Source organism: Streptomyces fulvorobeus (genome assembly GCF_013167895.1).
GTDB classification, from domain to species: Bacteria; Actinomycetota; Actinomycetes; order Streptomycetales; family Streptomycetaceae; genus Streptomyces; species Streptomyces fulvorobeus.
In genome coordinates this window covers 2,884,505-2,901,786 of the sequence record NZ_BLWC01000001.1, presented here as the reverse complement: position 1 = coordinate 2,901,786, position 17,282 = coordinate 2,884,505, and the positions used below count along the sequence as shown (strand labels likewise).

Sequence of the window (17,282 nt, the reverse complement as noted above, 5' to 3'; positions counted from 1 at the left end):
ACGATTCTGCGAGGCTAGAGACAGTGAACGTGCTGGACATCCTGCTGCTGGTCAGCGCCGTGTGGTTCGCGGTCATCGGCTACCGCCAGGGTTTCGTCGTCGGCATCCTGTCGGTGATCGGTTTCCTGGGCGGCGGACTCGCCGCCGTGTACCTGCTGCCGTTCATATGGGACCAGGCGACCGAAGGCTCGGAGGTCTCCTCCACGGCCGCCGTCGTCGCGGTCATCATCGTGATCGTGTGCGCCTCGGCTGGCCAGGCGTTCACCACCCACCTGGGCAACAGACTCCGCCGGTACATCACGTGGTCGCCGGCGCGCGCCCTGGACGCGACCGGCGGCTCCCTCGTCAATGTCGTGGCGATGCTGCTGGTCGCCTGGCTGATCGGCTCCGCCCTCGCCGGAACGTCACTGCCCACGCTCGGCAAGGAGGTCCGCAGTTCCAAGGTCCTCCTGGGCGTCTCGCGCGTGATGCCTCATCAGGCGTCCACCCTGTTCACGGACTTCACCTCGGTGCTCGCGCAGAACGGCTTCCCGCAGGTCTTCAGCCCGTTCGCCAACGAGCCCATCACCGAGGTCAAGCCGCCGGACCCGGCACTCGCGGGCAGCCCCGTCGCCGCCCGCGCCAGGAAGTCCATCGTCAAGGTGGAGGGCATGGCGCCCGGCTGCGGAAAGCTCCTCGAAGGCACCGGCTTCGTCTTCGACGACCGCAGGGTCATGACCAACGCCCATGTCGTCGGCGGAGTGGACGAGCCGACCGTCCAGATCGGTGGCGAGGGACGGCTGTACGACGCGAAGGTCGTGCTCTACGACTGGCAGCGCGATATCGCCGTACTGGACGTGCCGGACCTCCGGGCCAAGCCCCTGCGCTTCACCGAGAGCGACGCCGAGACCAGCGACAGCGCCATCGTCGCGGGCTTCCCCGAAGGCGGCGACTACGACGTACGGTCCGCGAGGATCCGCGGGCGCATCGACGCGGACGGCCCGGACATCTACCAGCGGGGGCTCGTGCGCCGGGATGTGTACTCCCTGTACACGACCGTGCGGCAGGGCAACTCCGGTGGCCCGCTGCTCACTCCGGACGGAAAGGTGTACGGGGTGGTGTTCGCCAAGTCCCTCGACGACCCGAACACCGGGTACGCGCTGACGGCCGACGAGATCCGCACGGACATCGAGCGCGGCCGGACTGCCGACCAGCAGGTCGACAGCCAGGAGTGCGCCCTCTAGAGCCCGTGCGGACTCTCCGGACCGGTCGGGGGATGGGGGCCGCCATCACGGCGTGGGACCTCTCCGCGGGAAGAGGCCGCGTCAGCCACGGGGATGACGCAGCCGCGCCGAGACCCAGCGGGCCCGGCGGCGGAGGATGCGCGGGATTCCAAGCTGGGGATCGTGAAAGTCATGCACTCCGTGCACCCGGCCCTGCGGGCCGCCCCCCTCGTGAGTGCTCGAACCGACCATCGCGGTCGAGCGGCGGTTACGTGCTGCGTCACCGAAGTCGTGCGTCCAGCCCATACCCCGACGTCTGCCCGGCACCCAAGGTCGGTAACCGTGCGGAAGTCAGCCAATTGGCCTATGCGGCAGGCAATTGGCTGTTCGACGTACGTGCGTACCCCTGGATCAGCGGTCGGGCTCAGGGTCCTTGAGCCAGTTGATGAGTTCGGTCGAGAACCCCACCGGGTCCTCCTCGTGGGGGAAGTGCCCGAGACCGTCGAAAAGCCGCCAACGGTACGGCGCTTCCACGTACTCGCCGGACCCCGCGGAACTCCGCGTCCGGATCGCCGGATCGAGTGAACCGTGCAGATGCAGCGTCGGTACGCGCACCGGCCGCTTCATCCGCCGGTTGAACTGGATGCCGTCCGGCCGGGCCATGGACCGCACCATCCAGCGGTACGGCTCGATCGCGCAGTGCGCCGTCGACGGGATGGACATCGCGCGCCGGTAGACGTCCAGTGCCTCGGTGTCGGGGAAGTCGGCGTTCCCGGGGCCCGCCCACTCCGTGATCAGCCGGCCCACGAGGGCCGCGTCGTCCGCGACGAGCGCGCGCTCCGGCAGCCAAGGCCGCTGGGACCCCCAGACGTACGATCCCGCCCGCGACTGCGAGAAGTCGGAGAGCATCGCGGAGCGCCAGCGGCGCGGATGCGGCATCGAGGAGACCGCGAGCCGTCGCACCAGCTTCGGACGCATCACGGCGGCGGTCCAGGCGAGATAACCGCCCAGGTCATGGCCGACCAGTGCGGCGTCCGGCTCGCCGAGCGAGCGGATCACGCCGGTGACGTCCAGCGCCAGGTTGGCGGGGTCGTACCCCCGGGGTGTGCGGTCGCTGCCGCCGACGCCCCGCAGATCCATGGCCACCGCCCGGAACCCGGCGTCGGCCAGCGCGGTCATCTGGTGGCGCCACGTCCACCAGAACTGCGGGAAGCCGTGCAACAGGAGCACCAGGGGCCCGTCGCCCAGTTCGGCGATGTGGAAGCGCGCACCGTTGGCCGCCACGTCCCGGTGGGTCCATGGACCGTCGAGTCGTACAGGACTGCCGGAACCGGCCGGGCCGAGAGGGCCTGCTGCCGGGCCGGCCGTACGGGAATCGGGGAGCGTCATGTGGACGAGCGTGCCACAGCGGGCGCCTCGTCCCGGACCGGAGGGCTCGCGACGGCCTTGTCCGCGAGGGTGCTGCCCATCGCCGTACGGGCCGTGCCGGGCAGCACCGCAGGGCGGGGGTGCGGCTTGGCGTTCTGCAGGACGGCGGCGGTCTGCTTGGCCGAGGCGATGGACCTCTCCGGCGGCTTGAGCTGGCCGAACTTGACCTTCGCGAGCAGCGCGAAGAGCGCGCCGAGCACGATGTACGCACCGCCGACGATCAGGAAGCACCAGGCGAGGCCGAGACCGGAGCTGTGAATCCAGTAGGCGAGGGCGAAGCTGAACATGGGGATCGAGGCCAGGAACAGCACCCCCATGACGACGCCGGCCACACCGCCCACGGCGCCGCGCTTCACGTCCTGGCGGAGTTCCGCCTTGGCCAGTGCGATCTCGTCATGCACCAGTGCCGACATCTCGGCCGTCGCCGAAGCGACCAGCTGTCCGAGACTGCGGTCGCCGTTGCCCGCGTAGTTGCCGGGGTCGCTCATCCGTGACTCCCTCTCCTGTTCAACACATCCGGTGTCAGATCATGCCGGACTGTCCGTCCCGCTGCTCGTTGCCCCCGCCGCGCGGGCCAAACGGCGATGCTCGGCGGCCTTCTCCTCCAGGATCGCCGCCATCCGGAGGTGGTACTCCGGATTGTCCTGCTCGTAGACGTCGGGGATGCCGTCCTGGTCCGCGTCGAGCTCCTCGGCGTCGAACAGGGCCTGATACCTGCGTACCCGCAGTTTGAGCAGTACACCGGAGAGTACGGCCGCGATCAGTGAACCGATGAGGACGGCGGCCTTGATGTCGTTGACCGTCTCTCCCTGACCCTCGAACGCGAGTTCCCCGATGAGCAGTGAGACGGTGAAGCCGATACCGGCGAGTGAGGCGACGGCGAAGAGGTCGGCCCAGGCCAGGTCCTTGTTGAGCTCCGCCCTGGTGAAGCGGGCGGCGAGCCAGGTGCCGCCGAAGATGCCGACGGTCTTGCCCACGACGAGACCGAGGACGACGCCGAGCGTCTCGGGCTGGGTGAAGACACCGGCGATCGCGTCGCCCTGGAGCGAGACACCCGCGGAGAACAGCGCGAACAGCGGTACGGCGAGACCGGCGGAGAGCGGGCGGACCAGATGCTCGATGTGCTCGCCGGGGGAGTGCGCCTCGCCGTCACGCGTCGTGCAGCGCAGCATCAGGCCCATGGCCACCCCGGCGATGGTCGCGTGGACACCGCTGTTGTACATCAGCGCCCAGATGACCAGCGCCAGCGGCACGTAGACGTACCAGCCCCTGACCTCGGCCCGCAGCAGGAAGTAGAAGACGACCAGACCGACGACCGCTCCGCCCAGTGCCATGAAGTCGATGCTGTCGGTGAAGAAGACCGCGATGATCAGGATCGCGAAGAGGTCGTCGACCACGGCGAGGGTGAGGAGGAACGCGCGCAGCGCGGAGGGCAGCGAGGTGCCTATGACGGCGAGGACGGCGAGGGCGAAGGCGATGTCGGTGGCGGTGGGTACCGCCCAGCCGGCCAGGGAACCGCCGCCGAGTACCGCGGTCAGGGTGTAGACGAGAGCGGGCACGGCCATGCCGCAGAGCGCGGCGATGACCGGGAGGGCGGCCGCTCTGGGGTCCTTCAGCTCGCCCGCGACCAGTTCACGCTTGAGTTCGACCCCGGCGACGAAGAAGAAGACGGCGAGCAGGCCGTCGGCGGCCCAGTGGGCCACGGAGAGGTCCAGGCCCAGAGCCTCCGGGCCGAAGTGGAAGTGGCTGACCGACTCGTAGCTCGCGCCGAAGGTGTTCGCCCAGATCAGTGCGGCGACGGCGGCCACCAGCAGGATGATGCCGCCGACCGTCTCGGTGCGCAGCGCTTCGGCGACGTAGTTCCGCTCGGGCAGGGGAAGGCGTCCGAGGACGGTACGACGGGGGGAAGGCGGGGTGGGCGCGGCCACGGTGGGGACCTCCGGGTCGGTATGGCGGGCATGGCTGAAGCACTTGCCGACCAGACTTCCCGGCGCACCTATCGAAGATTTCTTATGACGTTATTGACGGAACCCTCACTCTACCGGGGTGCCGAAACCATTTCGAATGATCTTCACACTAGACGCCCGAGGGGCATCCGGCTCGTTGCCGGATGCCCCTCGGGGATGTGCGGAACAGACGACCCTGTCGGTGAAGGAGGGCGTCCTGGACCAGCCCCGCGTCAGTCCTCGGACGAGGAGGACGGCAGCTGGGTGGTGATGAGGTCCATGACCGAGGAGTCGGTGAGCGTGGTGACGTCACCCAGCTCGCGGTTCTCGGCGACGTCGCGCAGCAGGCGGCGCATGATCTTGCCGGAGCGCGTCTTGGGCAGCTCGGCGACCGGCAGGACCCGCTTGGGCTTGGCGATCGGACCGAGCGTGGTCCCGACGTGGTTTCGCAGGTCCGCCACCAGTTCGTCCGAGACGGTGGCCGTGCCCCGCAGTATCACGAAGGCCACGATGGCCTGGCCCGTCGTCTCGTCGGCGGCGCCCACCACGGCGGCCTCGGCGACCGCCGGGTGCGACACGAGCGCGGACTCGACCTCGGTGGTCGAGATGTTGTGCCCGGAGACGAGCATGACGTCGTCGACCCGGCCCAGCAGCCAGATGTCGCCGTCCTCGTCCTTCTTGGCGCCGTCGCCCGCGAAGTACTTGCCTTCGAACCGCGCCCAGTAGGTGTCGAGGAAGCGCTGGTCGTCGCCCCAGATGGTGCGGAGCATGGAGGGCCACGGCTCGGTGACGACGAGGTAACCGCCTCCGCCGTCCGGGACCTCGCGCGCCTCGTCGTCGACGACGGTGGCCGAGATGCCGGGCAGCGCGCGCTGCGCCGAACCGGGCTTGGCCGCCGTGACCCCGGGCAGCGGCGAGATCATCATCGCGCCGGTCTCGGTCTGCCACCAGGTGTCCACGACGGGGCACTTGTCGGCCCCGATGTGCTTGCGGTACCACATCCACGCCTCGGGGTTGATCGGCTCACCGACCGATCCGAGCACGCGCAGCGACGACAGGTCGAACTTGGCGGGGATGTCGTCACCCCACTTCATGAACGTACGGATCGCGGTCGGCGCGGTGTAGAGGATGGTGACGCCGTACTTCTGCACGATCTCCCAGAAGCGCCCCTGGTGCGGGGTGTCGGGCGTGCCCTCGTACATGACCTGGGTGGCGCCGTTGGCCAGCGGCCCGTAGACGATGTAGGAGTGTCCGGTGACCCAGCCGATGTCGGCGGTGCACCAGTAGACGTCGGTTTCCGGCTTGAGGTCGAAGACCGCGTGGTGGGTGTAGGCCGCCTGGGTGAGGTAGCCGCCGGAGGTGTGCAGGATGCCCTTGGGCTTACCCGTCGTACCCGAGGTGTAGAGGATGAAGAGCGGGTGCTCCGCCTCGAACGCCTCGGGGGTGTGCTCGACGGACTGCCGGGCGGTGATCTCGTGCCACCAGACGTCGCGGCCCGAAGTCCACGCCGTGTCCTGTCCGGTGCGCCGCACGACGAGGACGTGCTCGACGGAGGGGATACGGGAGACGGCGTCGTCGACCGCGGGCTTGAGCGCGGAGGGCTTGCCGCGGCGGTAGCCGCCGTCGGCGGTGATGACGACCTTGGCGTCCGCGTCCTCGATGCGGGCGGCGATGGCGTCGGCGGAGAAGCCGCCGAATACCACCGAGTGCGCGGCGCCGATGCGGGCGCAGGCCAGCATCGCGACGGCGGCCTCGGGGATCATCGGCAGGTAGACGGCGACCCGGTCGCCCGCGACGACACCGAGTTCGGTGAGGGCGTTGGCGGCGCGGCCGACCTCGTCCTTCAGCTCCGCGTAGGTGATGGCGCGGCTGTCGCCGGGCTCGCCCTCGAAGTGGATGGCGACCCGGTCGCCGTTGCCCGCCTCGACGTGGCGGTCCACGCAGTTGTACGCGACGTTCAGAGTGCCGTCCGCGAACCACTTGGCGAAGGGCGGGTTGCTCCAGTCGAGCGTCTCGGTGGGCTCGGTGGCCCAGGTCAGGCGGCGGGCCTGCTCGGCCCAGAAGCCCAGCCGGTCCGCCTCGGCCTGCTCGTACGCCTCCGCCGTGACGTTGGCATTGGCGGCCAGCTCGGCAGGCGGAGCGAACTTCCGCTCTTCGCGAAGCAGGTTGGCGAGGCTTTCGTTGCTCACGACTTCTCCCAGTCCCAGGGTGTCCGTTGTGTCCCGGGGCACAGCTCATCAGGCCAAAGGCCGGGTGACAAGGGCCTGCCGGGAATTGGTTTAGACCTGTGTTCTCGTGTATGGGACCACAGGTCCCGCTTCCGCGAGCAGTCGGGTGCGTCGCGGAAGCGGGTCCACAAGGTCTCACGGACCGGGTGGGCACATGGTTCAGGCAGCGCGTGGTGGGGATGGACGCGCGGCTCGGTGGGTGTGCCGTGGCCGGGCGTGCCGTGGCCGGGTATGTCGCGGTCAGGTGTGTCGCGGTCAGGCGTGGGCTTCGGCTTCGAGGGTGGTGCTGAGACCGGCGCCGGGGCCGACCCGGTCGAACACCTCGTCGGGGCCCGTACCCGCGCTGGCGCCCTGGGCCAGCAGATACGCCTGTGCCTCGCCCACGTGGAAGTACATGCCGTGCAGCTCCAGCGTGCCTTCCGCGAGTCTGCGCGCCACCGACTCGTGTGCCCGCAGATGGTCCAGCTGCTGGACGATGTTGGTGAGGCAGAGCTGCTCCACCGCGTCGGTGGGCAGCCGCCCGGAGATCCGGGCCCAGGAGTGCTGACGCGAGGCCATCCGCTCCAGGCTCGGCAGGCCGTGCCGCAACCAGCGCCACAGAGGTGTCCGGGGAACACGCGGCTGGGCGCTGAGCAACGCCTGCATGGCGCCGCAGCCGGAATGTCCGCAGACGGTGATGGACTCGACCCGCAGCACGTCCACCGCGTACTCGATGGCGGCAGCCACCGAGTCGTCACCGCTCTCGGTGGTCGCCGTGTCCGGTGGCGGCACGAGATTGCCCACGTTCCGCACGGTGAAGAGGTCGCCCGGCCCGCTCGACGTGATCATGCTGGTGACCAGCCGGGAGTCGGCGCAGGCGATGAAGAGCTGGGAGGGGTGTTGGCCCTCGGCGGCCAGCCTGGCCAGCTCTTCGCGCACCAGCGGAGCCGTATTGCGCTGGAACGAACTGAGGCCGTTGAGCAGGCGATGCGCCCCCGCCGGGCGTGAGGAGCCGCCCGCCGTCGTGCCGCTCGCCCCCGGGCCGGTGCGCGCGCCCGCACCGCCGGTGCCGTCGATGTCCCACGGACCGGCTTCACCCAGGGTGGCATCGTGGACCGTGAGCTCGGTGGTGGTCGCGGCGGCGTGTTCGGACCGGCCGTGGCAGTGGTGATTGCGCCAGGGAGTCCACGGCCGGCAGCAGGAGTGCGCCGCCGCCGCGGGCTCGGCGACCCGGCCGCCCGACCTGCCGGTGAAGACGATGCGACCGCCCTGGGCGATCTGGGCGTTGCGCCAGTCCTGGATCGCCTCGAACGCCGCGTGGTCCATGAAGAAGCCGTCCAGCTCGACGACCGCGTCGACGCCCGGGGGCAGCTGTCCGAGGGCTCTGCTGAGCCTCGGCACGGCCAGGAACGTCAACTGGCCGCGGACCGTGACCAGATAACGGCCGTCCTGCTCCGCCACCGTGATCCTCGTACGGGCCAGCCGGTGCAGCGCGACGGCCACCGCCACCGCGACGCCGAGGGCCACACCCTTCAGCACGCCGAAGAGCACGACACCGGTGATCGTGGCCCCGTACACCAGGAATTCCCGGTGCTTGTGGACGTTACGGATATGGGCGAAGCTCACCATCTGGATGCCGACCATCATCACCAGGGCGGCGAGGGCGGCCAGCGGAATCCATTCGAGCACCGAGACCAGCAGGGCGGCGGCCACCAGCACCCACAGGCCGTGCAGCACCGTGGCCGCCCGGCCGGTCGCGCCGGCCCGTACGTTGGCCGAACTGCGCACCGCGCCGCCTGAGATCGGCAGCCCGCCGAGCAGTCCGGACAGCGAGTTGGCGATGCCCTGACCGCGCAGCTCGCGATCGAGGTCGGCGCGCTCGACCCGCTCGTGGCCGGACGGCCCGCCTTCGGAGCCGGCCGCACGGTCCGCCGCCAGCTTGTCCACGGCGACCGCCGAGAGCAGTGACTCCAGACTTGCCACCAGCATGACGGTGAACACCGCGGTGGCCAGTGCGAGAGCGGGTCCCTGCGGCATCTCGGGCAGTGCGTGCGAACGCCAGGAAGGCAGGTCGACCCGGGCGATCGCGGGCGTCGCGAGGGCGGCGACCGCCGTGGCGATGGCCACCGCGGCCAGCGCCGCCGGAATTCTCCGTACCGCCTGGCCCACCCGGCCGGGGAGGCGTGGCCACAGCACCAGGACGGCGATGGTCAGTGAGCCGATCAGCGGGGCGGCCGGGCTGAGGCGCTCCAACTGTGCCGGCAGCGCGAGGGCGTTGTCGACGACGGAGCTCTGGGGTGAGCCGCCGAGCACGATGTGGAGTTGGGCCAGGGCGATGGCCACGCCGATCCCGGCGAGCGTGCCGTGCACGATGGCCGGGCTCACGGCGAGCGCGCTGCGGGCCGCTCTCAGGGAGCCCAGCAGAATCTGCAGGAGCCCGGCGCCGATGGTGATCGCGCAGGTGGTGCGCCAGCCGTAGACCTGGATCAACTCGGCTGTGACGACCGTCAGTCCGGCGGAAGGACCGCTGACCTGAAGGGGCGTGCCGCCGAGCAGTCCCGCGACGATGCCGCCGATGGCCGCGGAGACCAGGCCGGCCTGGAGTGGGGCGTCTATGGCGACGGCGAGGCCGAGCGACATGGGGACGGCGATGAGGAAGACCGTGATCGACGCGGACAAATCGGCGCCGGCGATGCGGAACCGGCGACCGCCGGGCGGCGGTGGCGGGCTGGGCGGCCGCTTGACTCCCGGGGCACGGGAGGGGGCGAACTGCGGGGTGTGCGGTTGTTGCGGGTGGGGACGCAGGCAGACATGTTCCCGTCTCCTCCGGGGCGGCGCGGTCGCGGAATGTGAGGGACGCGGCCGTGGGGCACGGCGTGCAGCGGCGGGATTTCTCAACTCTCAGTAAACGAATCGTAATGCAGAGTAAAGAGATGTGTCCATGATCTAGGGCAAATGGTCTCTTGAGCCACCCAATCAGGTGAATAGGCAGTTTTTCATTCGGTCTGTCGTCCTGATTAATCAGGTTTACGTGGGACGTTGGCCGCGCCGTGTCGGCACTTCGACGCAAATAACCTGCAAGGAAGAGGGTGGGCGGATGATGGCCGCCACGAAGAGGATCGTCATGGGTGTCATGGCGACGGCACTGGTCGCGGGTCTGGCGGGCTGCACCGGCTCCGGTGCGGGATCGGGGGCAGCGGGCGCCGGTGCCGAGAAGGGGGCCAACGGCCCGAAGGAGGAGGCGCCGGCCGCCGCCCCCAAGAGCAAGGTCCAGCTCATCGGTGACGGCTCCACCGCTTTCACGGGAACGCAGCCGAAGACACCCAAGGCCCAGCGTCTGGCGCCCGGTCAGAAGCCCCCGCAGTTCGTGGTGTTCTCCTGGGACGGCGCCGGTGAGGACAGCCAGAAGCTGTTCTCACACTTCCGGGGCGTGGCCAAGAAGCACAACGCGACCATGACGTACTTCCTCAGCGGTGTGTACCTGCTGCCGGAGGAGAAACGTCACCTCTACAACCCGCCCCAGCACTCGCCGGGCCGCTCGGACATCGGCTTCAACGACAGCAAGGGCATTCGCGACACCCTCGCCGAACTGCGCGCCGCCTGGAAGGACGGCAACGAGATCGGTACCCACTTCAACGGCCACTTCTGCGGCAAGGACGGCGGAGTCGGGACCTGGTCCGTCGAGGAGTGGAAGAGCGAGATCCGCCAGGCGAAGTCCTTCGTGCAGAGCTGGAAGTCCAACGCTCCGGAGCTCAAGGCCGAGGCGCCGCTGCCCTTCGACTACGAGAAGGAACTCGTCGGGGCTCGCACTCCCTGCCTCGAAGGGCAGGAGAACATGGTCGCCGCAGCCCGGACGATGGGCTTCCGGTACGACTCCAGCGGCGTCGACAACCAGGTCTGGCCCAAGAAGAAGAACGGCCTCTGGGACCTGCCCCTCCAGCTCGTCCCCGTACCGGGCCGCGCCTTCGAGACCCTCTCGATGGACTACAACTTCATGTTCAACCAGTCCGGCACCACGAAGGGTGACCCCGCCAAGCACGAGTACTGGGGCAACCAGATGCGCGACGGCCTGCTCCAGGCGTTCGACCGCTCGTACAACGGCAACCGCGCACCGCTGATCATCGGGAACCACTTCGAGTCGTGGAACGGCGGCACGTACATGCGCGCCATCGAGGAGACGATCAAGAAGGTCTGCCCCAAGAAGGGCGTGCGCTGCGTCTCCTTCCGGCAGCTCGCGGACTGGCTCGACGCCCAGGACCCGGCGACGCTGGCCAAGCTGGCCACGCTCGGCGTGGGTGAGGCGCCGAAGGAGAGCTGGGCCAGCTACCTGGGCCCGAAGCCGTCAGGGAAGCAGGCCGCCGGGCCCGCCACCACGCGGGGAGAAGCCGAGCCCGCTGCCCAGTCCCAGGGCGGGCGGTCAGCCGGCTGACCGCGTCGGCGGCTCGCCCGGCGGGGAGCGTGGCATCCGGGGTGGGATGCCCCGGATGCCGCCCTCCCGCTCCTGGGTGCCGCCTCGTCCGGCCGGTGTCACACGGGCTGGGCGGCACCCCTCTGTACGCACCGCTCATCGAGTACGAAGGCGGGGTCGACCTGCGCGGCCAGGTCGGCGCCCGTCTTCGCGTTGCCCCAGCTCTCCGCGTTCTTCAGGTGGAAGTGGACCATCTGGCGCGTGTAGCGCTTCCAGTCGCGCTGGGTGTACGAATCCTCGGCGACGTCCTGAAGGGCCTGCAGCGCCATCCGGTTGTCCGCTTCCAGCAGCTCGAACCGGGAGGGGCGCCCCTTCTCCATCGAGCGCACCCAGTCGGAATGGCCGACACCGACCAGCAGGTCGTCGCCGACCTCGGCCCGCAGGAAGTCGAGATCGTCCTGGCCCTGGACCTTGTTGCCGACGACTCTCAGCGCGACGCCGAAGTCCCGGGCGTACTCCTTGTACTGGCGGTAGACGGAGACCCCCTTGCGGGTGGGCTCCGCCACCAGGAACGTCATGTCGAAACGGGTGAACATCCCGGAGGCGAACGAGTCCGAGCCCGCGGTCATGTCGACCACCACGTACTCGTCCGGGCCGTCGACCAGGTGGTTGAGGCACAGTTCGACGGCCCCGACCTTGGAGTGGTAGCAGGCCACACCCAGATCGGACTCGGTGAACGGTCCGGTGGCCATCAGCCGGACCTCTCCGTCGTCGAGCCTGACCGTACGCGCGCAGGCGTCGTAGACCGGGTTGTCCTCGCAGACGCGCAGAAGCCGCGAACCCTCACCGGGCGGGGTCGTCTTGATCATCGTCTCGGCGGAGGCGATACGGGGGTTGCTGCCCCGCAGGTAGTCCTTGATGAGCGGGAGGTGCGCACCCATGGCGGGCAGGGCGGCGGCCTCCTCGTCGTCGAGTCCGAGCGCGGCTCCGAGGTGCTGGTTGATGTCGGCGTCCACCGCGACGACATGGGCTTCATTGGCAGCGAGGTGGCGGATGAAGAGCGAGGACAGCGTTGTCTTGCCGCTGCCGCCCTTCCCCACGAAAGCGATCTTCATGTTCACCTAGGGTAGTGGTCCGATGGCGGTGCGCTGTCACACTTCGTGAAGAAGACCACTCCAAGGCGGTAAGGGTGTGGGGGCGCGTAGCCTCGCTACTTATGAGTACGACTGCTGCTGATCCGCTCGCCGCGCTGGCCGCCCTGCCCGGCGTCACCGATGCCGTGGACTCCGTACGCAAGGCCGTGGACCGGGTCTACGGCCACCGCGTCATGCGGCGCCGGAGCAACGAGGTCACCGCGGAGGCCGCCCTGCGCGGCGCTCGCGGCTCCGCGGCGCTCTCGGGTGCCGACTGGAATCTGGAGGAGGTGCGTCGGCGCACCGACTTCAGAGGCGACGAGGAGGCCCGCACGATCGGCGCGGCCCTGCGGCTGACCGCGGAGGCGGGCCAGCTGCTCTCCATCTGGCGGCAGTCGCCCCTGCGTGTCCTGGCGAGGCTGCATCTGGTGGCGGCGGGAGGTGCCTCTCCCGAGGACGCGGTCGGGCGGCCACGGCTGGCGGGTGAGGCTGTCGAGGAGCCGCTGATCGAGGCTCCGGTACCGCCCGCCGGCGAGGTCGCCGGGCGGCTGGAAGGTCTCTCGCAACTGATCATCGCCGGAAGCGCGGCGCCGGCCCTCGTCTCGGCGGCGGTCGTGCACGGTGAACTGCTGGCCCTGCGGCCCTTCAGCTCCCACAACGGCCTGGTCGCACGGACGGCCGAGCGGATCGTGCTGATCGGCAGCGGCCTCGACCCGAAGTCCATCTGCCCGGCCGAGGTGGGCCATGCGGAGCAGGGCCGGGCCGCGTACGTCGCCGCTTTCGAGGGTTATCTGACGGGGACGCCAGAGGGCATGGCGGCCTGGATCGCTCATTGCGGCCGCGCCGTCGAGCTCGGTGTGCGGGAGTCGACAGCTGTCTGCGAGGCGCTCCAGCGCGGCGCCGCGTGACGTGGAGGGCGAGATGAATAGGTGCGTCGAAGGGGTGCGGCGGTACCGGTTCCGGTACCGCCGCTGACATGTCCGCCGGGTTACCAAGCGTCCTCGAAATATGCCCATCAGGTCGGGAGCTTCGCCCGTGCCCTGGTGCGGCTGGCCCGTAATCGACGGGTCGACGTCGCGTGGGTGCTCGACTTCCATGCTCGGTCCGTGGGGCCGATTTGCGTGTGAAGGCGATCCTCTCGGATGGCCTTGGTCTCGCGGGCCGTTGAGTCCTTTGTACTCCGCTGGTGGAGGAAGGGAAAGCGGTGGCTCCACTTCTTTACTTTCCCTTTCAAATAGGGGCGAGCCGGACAAGGCGTGTCGCGAGTGCGTCGCGGTGCCGGTGTGCGACCTGTAGTGCCGTGTGCGACTCGTGAGGGGCCTCTCGGGCTCGACGGTCAGGTGGCGAGGGCGGTGGCGCGTCGTCGGCTGGCGTACCAGACCAGACCTGCGGTGACGGCTGCGGCGCCCACCGCTGCGGCCGCCACCAGCGCTGGGCGCGGTGGCATCGAGAAGGCGGGGAACCGCTGCTTGAGCCGGACCGGCCGGTTGAAGACGAGAATCGGCCACTCCCGCAGGACCGCCTCGCGACGCAACGCCCGGTCCGGGTTGACCGCGTGGGGGTGGCCCACCGACTCCAGCATCGGTACGTCGGTCGCCGAGTCGCTGTACGCGTAGCAGCGCGCAAGGTCGTACCCCTCCGACTCCGCGAGCGCCTTGACGGCTTCCGCTTTCGTCGGCCCGTAGGCGTAGTACTCGACCTCGCCGGTGAAGCAGCCGTCGTCGCCGACGACCATCCTGGTGGCGACGACCCGGTCCGCGCCCAGCAGCTCCCCGATCGGTTCGACCACCTCCGCGCCCGACGTGGACACGATGACCACGTCACGCCCCGCGGTGTGGTGCTCCTCGATGAGGGTGGCGGCCTCGTCGTAGATGATCGGGTCGATCAGGTCGTGCAGGGTCTCGGCGACGATCTCCTTGACCTGCTCGACGTTCCATCCTTTGCAGAGCGCGGAGAGATATTCGCGCATCCGCTCCATCTGATCGTGATCGGCGCCTCCGGCAAGGAAGACGAACTGTGTGTACGCGGTGCGCAGCACGGCACGGCGGTTGATCAGTCCGCCTTGGTAGAAGGACTTGCTGAAGGTCAGCGTCGATGACTTCGCAATGACCGTCTTGTCCAGGTCAAAGAAGGCTGCTGTGCGCGGTGAGAAGCAGTTTTCCACGAGGCTGAGCATAGGGCCCACCATTCGGCGTAAACTCTGGCGTGTGGGTTTGCCTGAGAAGGCTCTCGGGTACACCATGGAAGTCACGGATCGTTCGCGACCGTGCTAACCCGGTCCGGCTCCTCCCCCCCGAGTCGGCCGTGGAGACGACCCCCGCTCTCCCCCCGGCGGGGGTCGTCGCATGTCCGGACGCGTTTCTGCCGCCCGGGATCACGATTTCCGCCTTCTCCCGGCCGCGACGGCCCAGCTCCGAGCGGAACTCCTTCAGTCTGCCTCGTCACCATGCGTTACGGAAGAGCTGCGCTCGGAAGTCGCCGGTATGGGTTACCGAGATATCCACACCCCTGAAGTTGTCCACAGTTTTGCGGCAAGATCCACATCTTTTTCCGAAGCGTTGCACGGTGATTCCACCCGTGAAGTCCACGGGCTTCGGAAATCGTGCGTCTCGGAACGCTCCGAGATCGCCGCGAACCGTAGTGAACGGGCAGTGAGAAGGGGGGCGGAGATCGTGGCTGGATCGTTCGCACGAGAAGGTCTGCGAGGCTCGGAAGGGCGCCCGGGCGGGCCGTTGATCGTGACCGAGGACGTCGAGTTGCTCGACGACCTGCTGCGGCTCTGCGCGGCAGCGGGCGCGGAGCCGGAAGTGCACCACGGGCCACCCGAACGCCGGGGCGGCTGGGAGCAGGCTCCGCTCGTACTGGTGGGTGACGACGCCGCCACGCGCTGCCTCGGCGTCGCCCGCAGGCGGGGCGTGATGCTGGTCGGACGGGACCAGGACGCCCCGGACGTCTGGCGGCGGGCTGTGGAGATCGGGGCCGAATACGTGCCACGGCTGCCCGATGCGGAAGGCTGGCTGGTCGATCAGATCGCCAACGCGGCGGAGGGGGTGGGCCGTCCGGCACTGACCGTCGGCGTCATGGGCGGGAGGGGCGGCTCCGGCGCATCCACGCTGGCCTGTGCGCTTGCTGTATCCGCCGCCAGGTCCGGTCGGCGGACGATGCTGATCGACGGCGACCCGCTGGGCGGGGGCATCGACGTGCTGCTCGGCGGAGAGAGGGCCGAGGGGATGCGATGGCCTGATTTCGCGCACTCCAAAGGGCGGGTGGGCGGCGGCGCCCTGGAGGACTCGCTGCCCGCCGTGCACGGATTGCGGGTGCTGAGCTGGGGCCGCGACGACGAGGTGGTCATCCCGCCGCAGGCCATGAGGGCGGTGCTCGCCGCCGCGCGCAGACTCGGGGGAGTGGTCGTCGTGGATCTGCCGCGCAGGGTCGACGAGGGCGTGGCCGAGGCGCTGGCGCAGCTCGATCTCGGGCTGCTGGTCGTGCCCGGCGAGCTGCGGGCGGTCGCGGCCGCCCAACGGGTGGCGTCGATGGCCGGAATGGTCCTGGAGGATCTGCGGGTCGTCGCGCGCGGCCCTTACGCGGCGGGACTGGACGAGCGATGGGTGGCCAGGACTCTGAGGCTGCCGCTCGTCGGCGATCTGCCCTGGGAGGCGGGGCTTATGGCGGCCCAGGACGACGGCGCGCCGCCGGGGAGCGCGGTGCGCGGGCCACTGGCCCGGTTCTGCGGGGCCTTCTGGGAGCAGGCGTGCGCCACCGGTGGCGGAAGCCTCGCCGCCGGACTTCCGGGCGGAGGTGTGTCATGACGGAGGCTCTGCTCGACGCGGTGCGGCAGCGGCTGGCCCGCAGCGGTACGGCGCCGACCCCGGCGGGGGTAGCGGCTGCCCTGCGCGCGCAGGGGCGGCTCCTGGGGGCCACGGAAGTGCTCGGGGTGGCACAGGAGTTACGGGGCGAGCTGGTCGGTACGGGGGTGCTTGAGCCACTGCTCGCGGACCCGGCGGTGACCGATGTGCTGGTCTCGGCGCCGGACCGGGTGTGGGTGGACCGGGGCGGCGGGCTGGAACTGACCGATGTCACCTTCGCCGACGCGGCCGCCGTACGCAGACTGGCCCAGCGGCTCGCGGCCGTCGCGGGGCGGCGTCTGGACGACGCCCGGCCCTGGGTCGACGCACGGTTGCCGGACGGTACGCGGATGCACGCGGTGCTGCCGCCGGTGTCGGTCGGGTCGACGTGCCTGTCCCTGAGGGTGGTGCGGCCCAGGGCGTTCACGCTCAAGGAGCTGGTCGAGGCCGGGACAGTGCCGCCGGGCGGTGACCGGGTGCTCAGAGCCCTGGTGGAGGCCCGCGTCTCGTATCTGATCAGCGGGGGTACGGGCGCGGGGAAGACGACGTTGCTGTCCAGCCTTCTCGGAGCGGTGGGGAGCCAGGAGCGGATCGTGCTCGCCGAGGACTCCTCTGAGCTGCGGCCGGACCACCCGCACGTGGTGCGCATGGAGTCGCGTCCGGCCAACCAGGAGGGCGCGGGCCATGTGACCCTGCGGGATCTTGTGCGGCAGGCGTTGCGGATGCGGCCCGACCGTCTGGTGGTCGGTGAGGTGCGGGGAGGTGAGGTGACGGAGTTGCTGGCCGCGCTGAACACCGGTCACGAGGGGGGTTGCGGCACGGTGCACGCCAATGCCGCCGAGCATGTCCCGGCCCGCCTTGAAGCCCTGGGGACGGCCGCAGGGCTCGACAGGACGGCCCTGCACAGCCAGTTGGCGGCCGCACTCTCGGTGGTGCTCCATCTGGTGCGGGACCGGAGCGGCCGACGGCGGCTGGCCGAGGTGCACGTCCTGGAACGGGACGTGTCGGGGCTGGTGGTGACGGTGCCCGCCCTGCGCTGGGGCGCCGAGGGATTCGTACGGGAGCGGGGTTGGGAGCGGCTGAGTTCCCTGATCGGGGGTGCGCCGTGACAGG

13 protein-coding genes are annotated in these 17,282 nt (G+C 69.8%); 5 read left to right on the top strand and 8 right to left on the bottom strand.

Annotation, left to right across the window (positions count from 1 at the left end; genetic code table 11):
• Positions 1 to 23: 23 nt before the first annotated feature.
• Positions 24 to 1,223 (top strand): MarP family serine protease, encoded by a 1,200-nt coding sequence (locus tag Sfulv_RS13025; RefSeq protein WP_173313848.1) that lies wholly within the window; start codon positions 24 to 26, stop codon positions 1,221 to 1,223.
• 81 nt (positions 1,224 to 1,304) lie between these two features.
• Here Sfulv_RS13025 and Sfulv_RS30330 read toward each other — a convergent pair whose 3' ends face one another.
• From Sfulv_RS30330 to Sfulv_RS13000, 6 genes are all read right to left on the bottom strand, one after another.
• Positions 1,305 to 1,508 (bottom strand): hypothetical protein, encoded by a 204-nt coding sequence (locus Sfulv_RS30330; protein WP_246353096.1) that lies wholly within the window; start codon positions 1,506 to 1,508, stop codon positions 1,305 to 1,307.
• Positions 1,509 to 1,613: 105 nt separating this feature from the next.
• Positions 1,614 to 2,591 (bottom strand): alpha/beta fold hydrolase, encoded by a 978-nt coding sequence (locus tag Sfulv_RS13020; protein ID WP_173313847.1) that lies wholly within the window; start codon positions 2,589 to 2,591, stop codon positions 1,614 to 1,616.
• On the bottom strand, positions 2,588 to 3,118 hold the full coding sequence (locus Sfulv_RS13015; protein WP_173313846.1) for a phage holin family protein: 531 nt from the start codon (positions 3,116 to 3,118) through the stop codon (positions 2,588 to 2,590). Before Sfulv_RS13015 ends, Sfulv_RS13020 begins: the two co-directional genes overlap by 4 nt.
• A 39-nt stretch (positions 3,119 to 3,157) precedes the next feature.
• Positions 3,158 to 4,558, bottom strand: a complete 1,401-nt coding sequence (gene nhaA, locus Sfulv_RS13010) for a Na+/H+ antiporter NhaA (protein WP_173313845.1) — start codon at positions 4,556 to 4,558, stop codon at positions 3,158 to 3,160.
• A gap of 251 nt (positions 4,559 to 4,809) precedes the next feature.
• Positions 4,810 to 6,807 carry an acetate--CoA ligase gene (acs, locus tag Sfulv_RS13005; protein ID WP_173313844.1) on the bottom strand — a complete coding sequence of 666 codons (1,998 nt, stop codon included), beginning with the start codon at positions 6,805 to 6,807 and terminating at the stop codon, positions 4,810 to 4,812.
• A gap of 252 nt (positions 6,808 to 7,059) precedes the next feature.
• The gene (locus tag Sfulv_RS13000) at positions 7,060 to 9,462 is read right to left on the bottom strand and encodes a bifunctional SulP family inorganic anion transporter/carbonic anhydrase (RefSeq protein WP_173313843.1); all 2,403 of its coding nucleotides are present in this window, start codon (positions 9,460 to 9,462) and stop codon (positions 7,060 to 7,062) included.
• A 418-nt stretch (positions 9,463 to 9,880) separates the two neighbouring features.
• Between Sfulv_RS13000 and Sfulv_RS12995 the strand changes: the two genes are divergently transcribed.
• Positions 9,881 to 11,212 carry a polysaccharide deacetylase family protein gene (locus tag Sfulv_RS12995; protein WP_173313842.1) on the top strand — a complete coding sequence of 444 codons (1,332 nt, stop codon included), beginning with the start codon at positions 9,881 to 9,883 and terminating at the stop codon, positions 11,210 to 11,212.
• A gap of 98 nt (positions 11,213 to 11,310) precedes the next feature.
• On the opposite strand, the gene Sfulv_RS12990 is transcribed toward Sfulv_RS12995, so the two are convergent.
• Entirely contained in the window at positions 11,311 to 12,306 is a 996-nt protein-coding gene (locus tag Sfulv_RS12990; RefSeq protein WP_173313841.1) for an ATP-binding protein, read from the bottom strand.
• Between the two features lie 101 nt (positions 12,307 to 12,407).
• On the opposite strand from Sfulv_RS12990, the gene Sfulv_RS12985 reads away from it, so the two are divergent.
• Positions 12,408 to 13,232, top strand: a complete 825-nt coding sequence (locus tag Sfulv_RS12985) for a Fic family protein (RefSeq protein ID WP_173313840.1) — start codon at positions 12,408 to 12,410, stop codon at positions 13,230 to 13,232.
• 428 nt (positions 13,233 to 13,660) lie between these two features.
• Here Sfulv_RS12985 and Sfulv_RS12980 read toward each other — a convergent pair whose 3' ends face one another.
• A complete protein-coding gene (locus Sfulv_RS12980) occupies positions 13,661 to 14,500 on the bottom strand; it encodes an HAD family hydrolase (RefSeq protein WP_173313839.1) in 840 nt (279 codons plus the stop codon).
• A 496-nt stretch (positions 14,501 to 14,996) separates the two neighbouring features.
• On the opposite strand from Sfulv_RS12980, the gene ssd reads away from it, so the two are divergent.
• Entirely contained in the window at positions 14,997 to 16,133 is a 1,137-nt protein-coding gene (gene ssd, locus Sfulv_RS12975; protein ID WP_173313838.1) for a septum site-determining protein Ssd, read from the top strand.
• Entirely contained in the window at positions 16,130 to 17,278 is a 1,149-nt protein-coding gene (locus tag Sfulv_RS12970; protein WP_173313837.1) for a TadA family conjugal transfer-associated ATPase, read from the top strand. The genes ssd and Sfulv_RS12970 overlap by 4 nt, the downstream gene beginning before the upstream one ends.
• Positions 17,279 to 17,282 lie beyond the last annotated feature (4 nt).

Excerpts from the sequence above, each read along its gene's own strand:
- Sfulv_RS30330 (WP_246353096.1), bottom strand. The coding sequence starts at position 1,508 with ATGGGCTGGACGCACGACTTCGGTGACGCAGCACGTAACCGCCGCTCG.
- Sfulv_RS13020 (WP_173313847.1), bottom strand. The coding sequence starts at position 2,591 with ATGACGCTCCCCGATTCCCGTACGGCCGGCCCGGCAGCAGGCCCTCTC.
- Sfulv_RS13015 (WP_173313846.1), bottom strand. The coding sequence starts at position 3,118 with ATGAGCGACCCCGGCAACTACGCGGGCAACGGCGACCGCAGTCTCGGA.
- Sfulv_RS12995 (WP_173313842.1), top strand. The coding sequence starts at position 9,881 with ATGATGGCCGCCACGAAGAGGATCGTCATGGGTGTCATGGCGACGGCA.
- Sfulv_RS12990 (WP_173313841.1), bottom strand. The coding sequence starts at position 12,306 with ATGAAGATCGCTTTCGTGGGGAAGGGCGGCAGCGGCAAGACAACGCTG.
- Sfulv_RS12985 (WP_173313840.1), top strand. The coding sequence starts at position 12,408 with ATGAGTACGACTGCTGCTGATCCGCTCGCCGCGCTGGCCGCCCTGCCC.
- Sfulv_RS12980 (WP_173313839.1), bottom strand. The coding sequence starts at position 14,500 with ATGCTCAGCCTCGTGGAAAACTGCTTCTCACCGCGCACAGCAGCCTTC.
- Sfulv_RS12970 (WP_173313837.1), top strand. The coding sequence starts at position 16,130 with ATGACGGAGGCTCTGCTCGACGCGGTGCGGCAGCGGCTGGCCCGCAGC.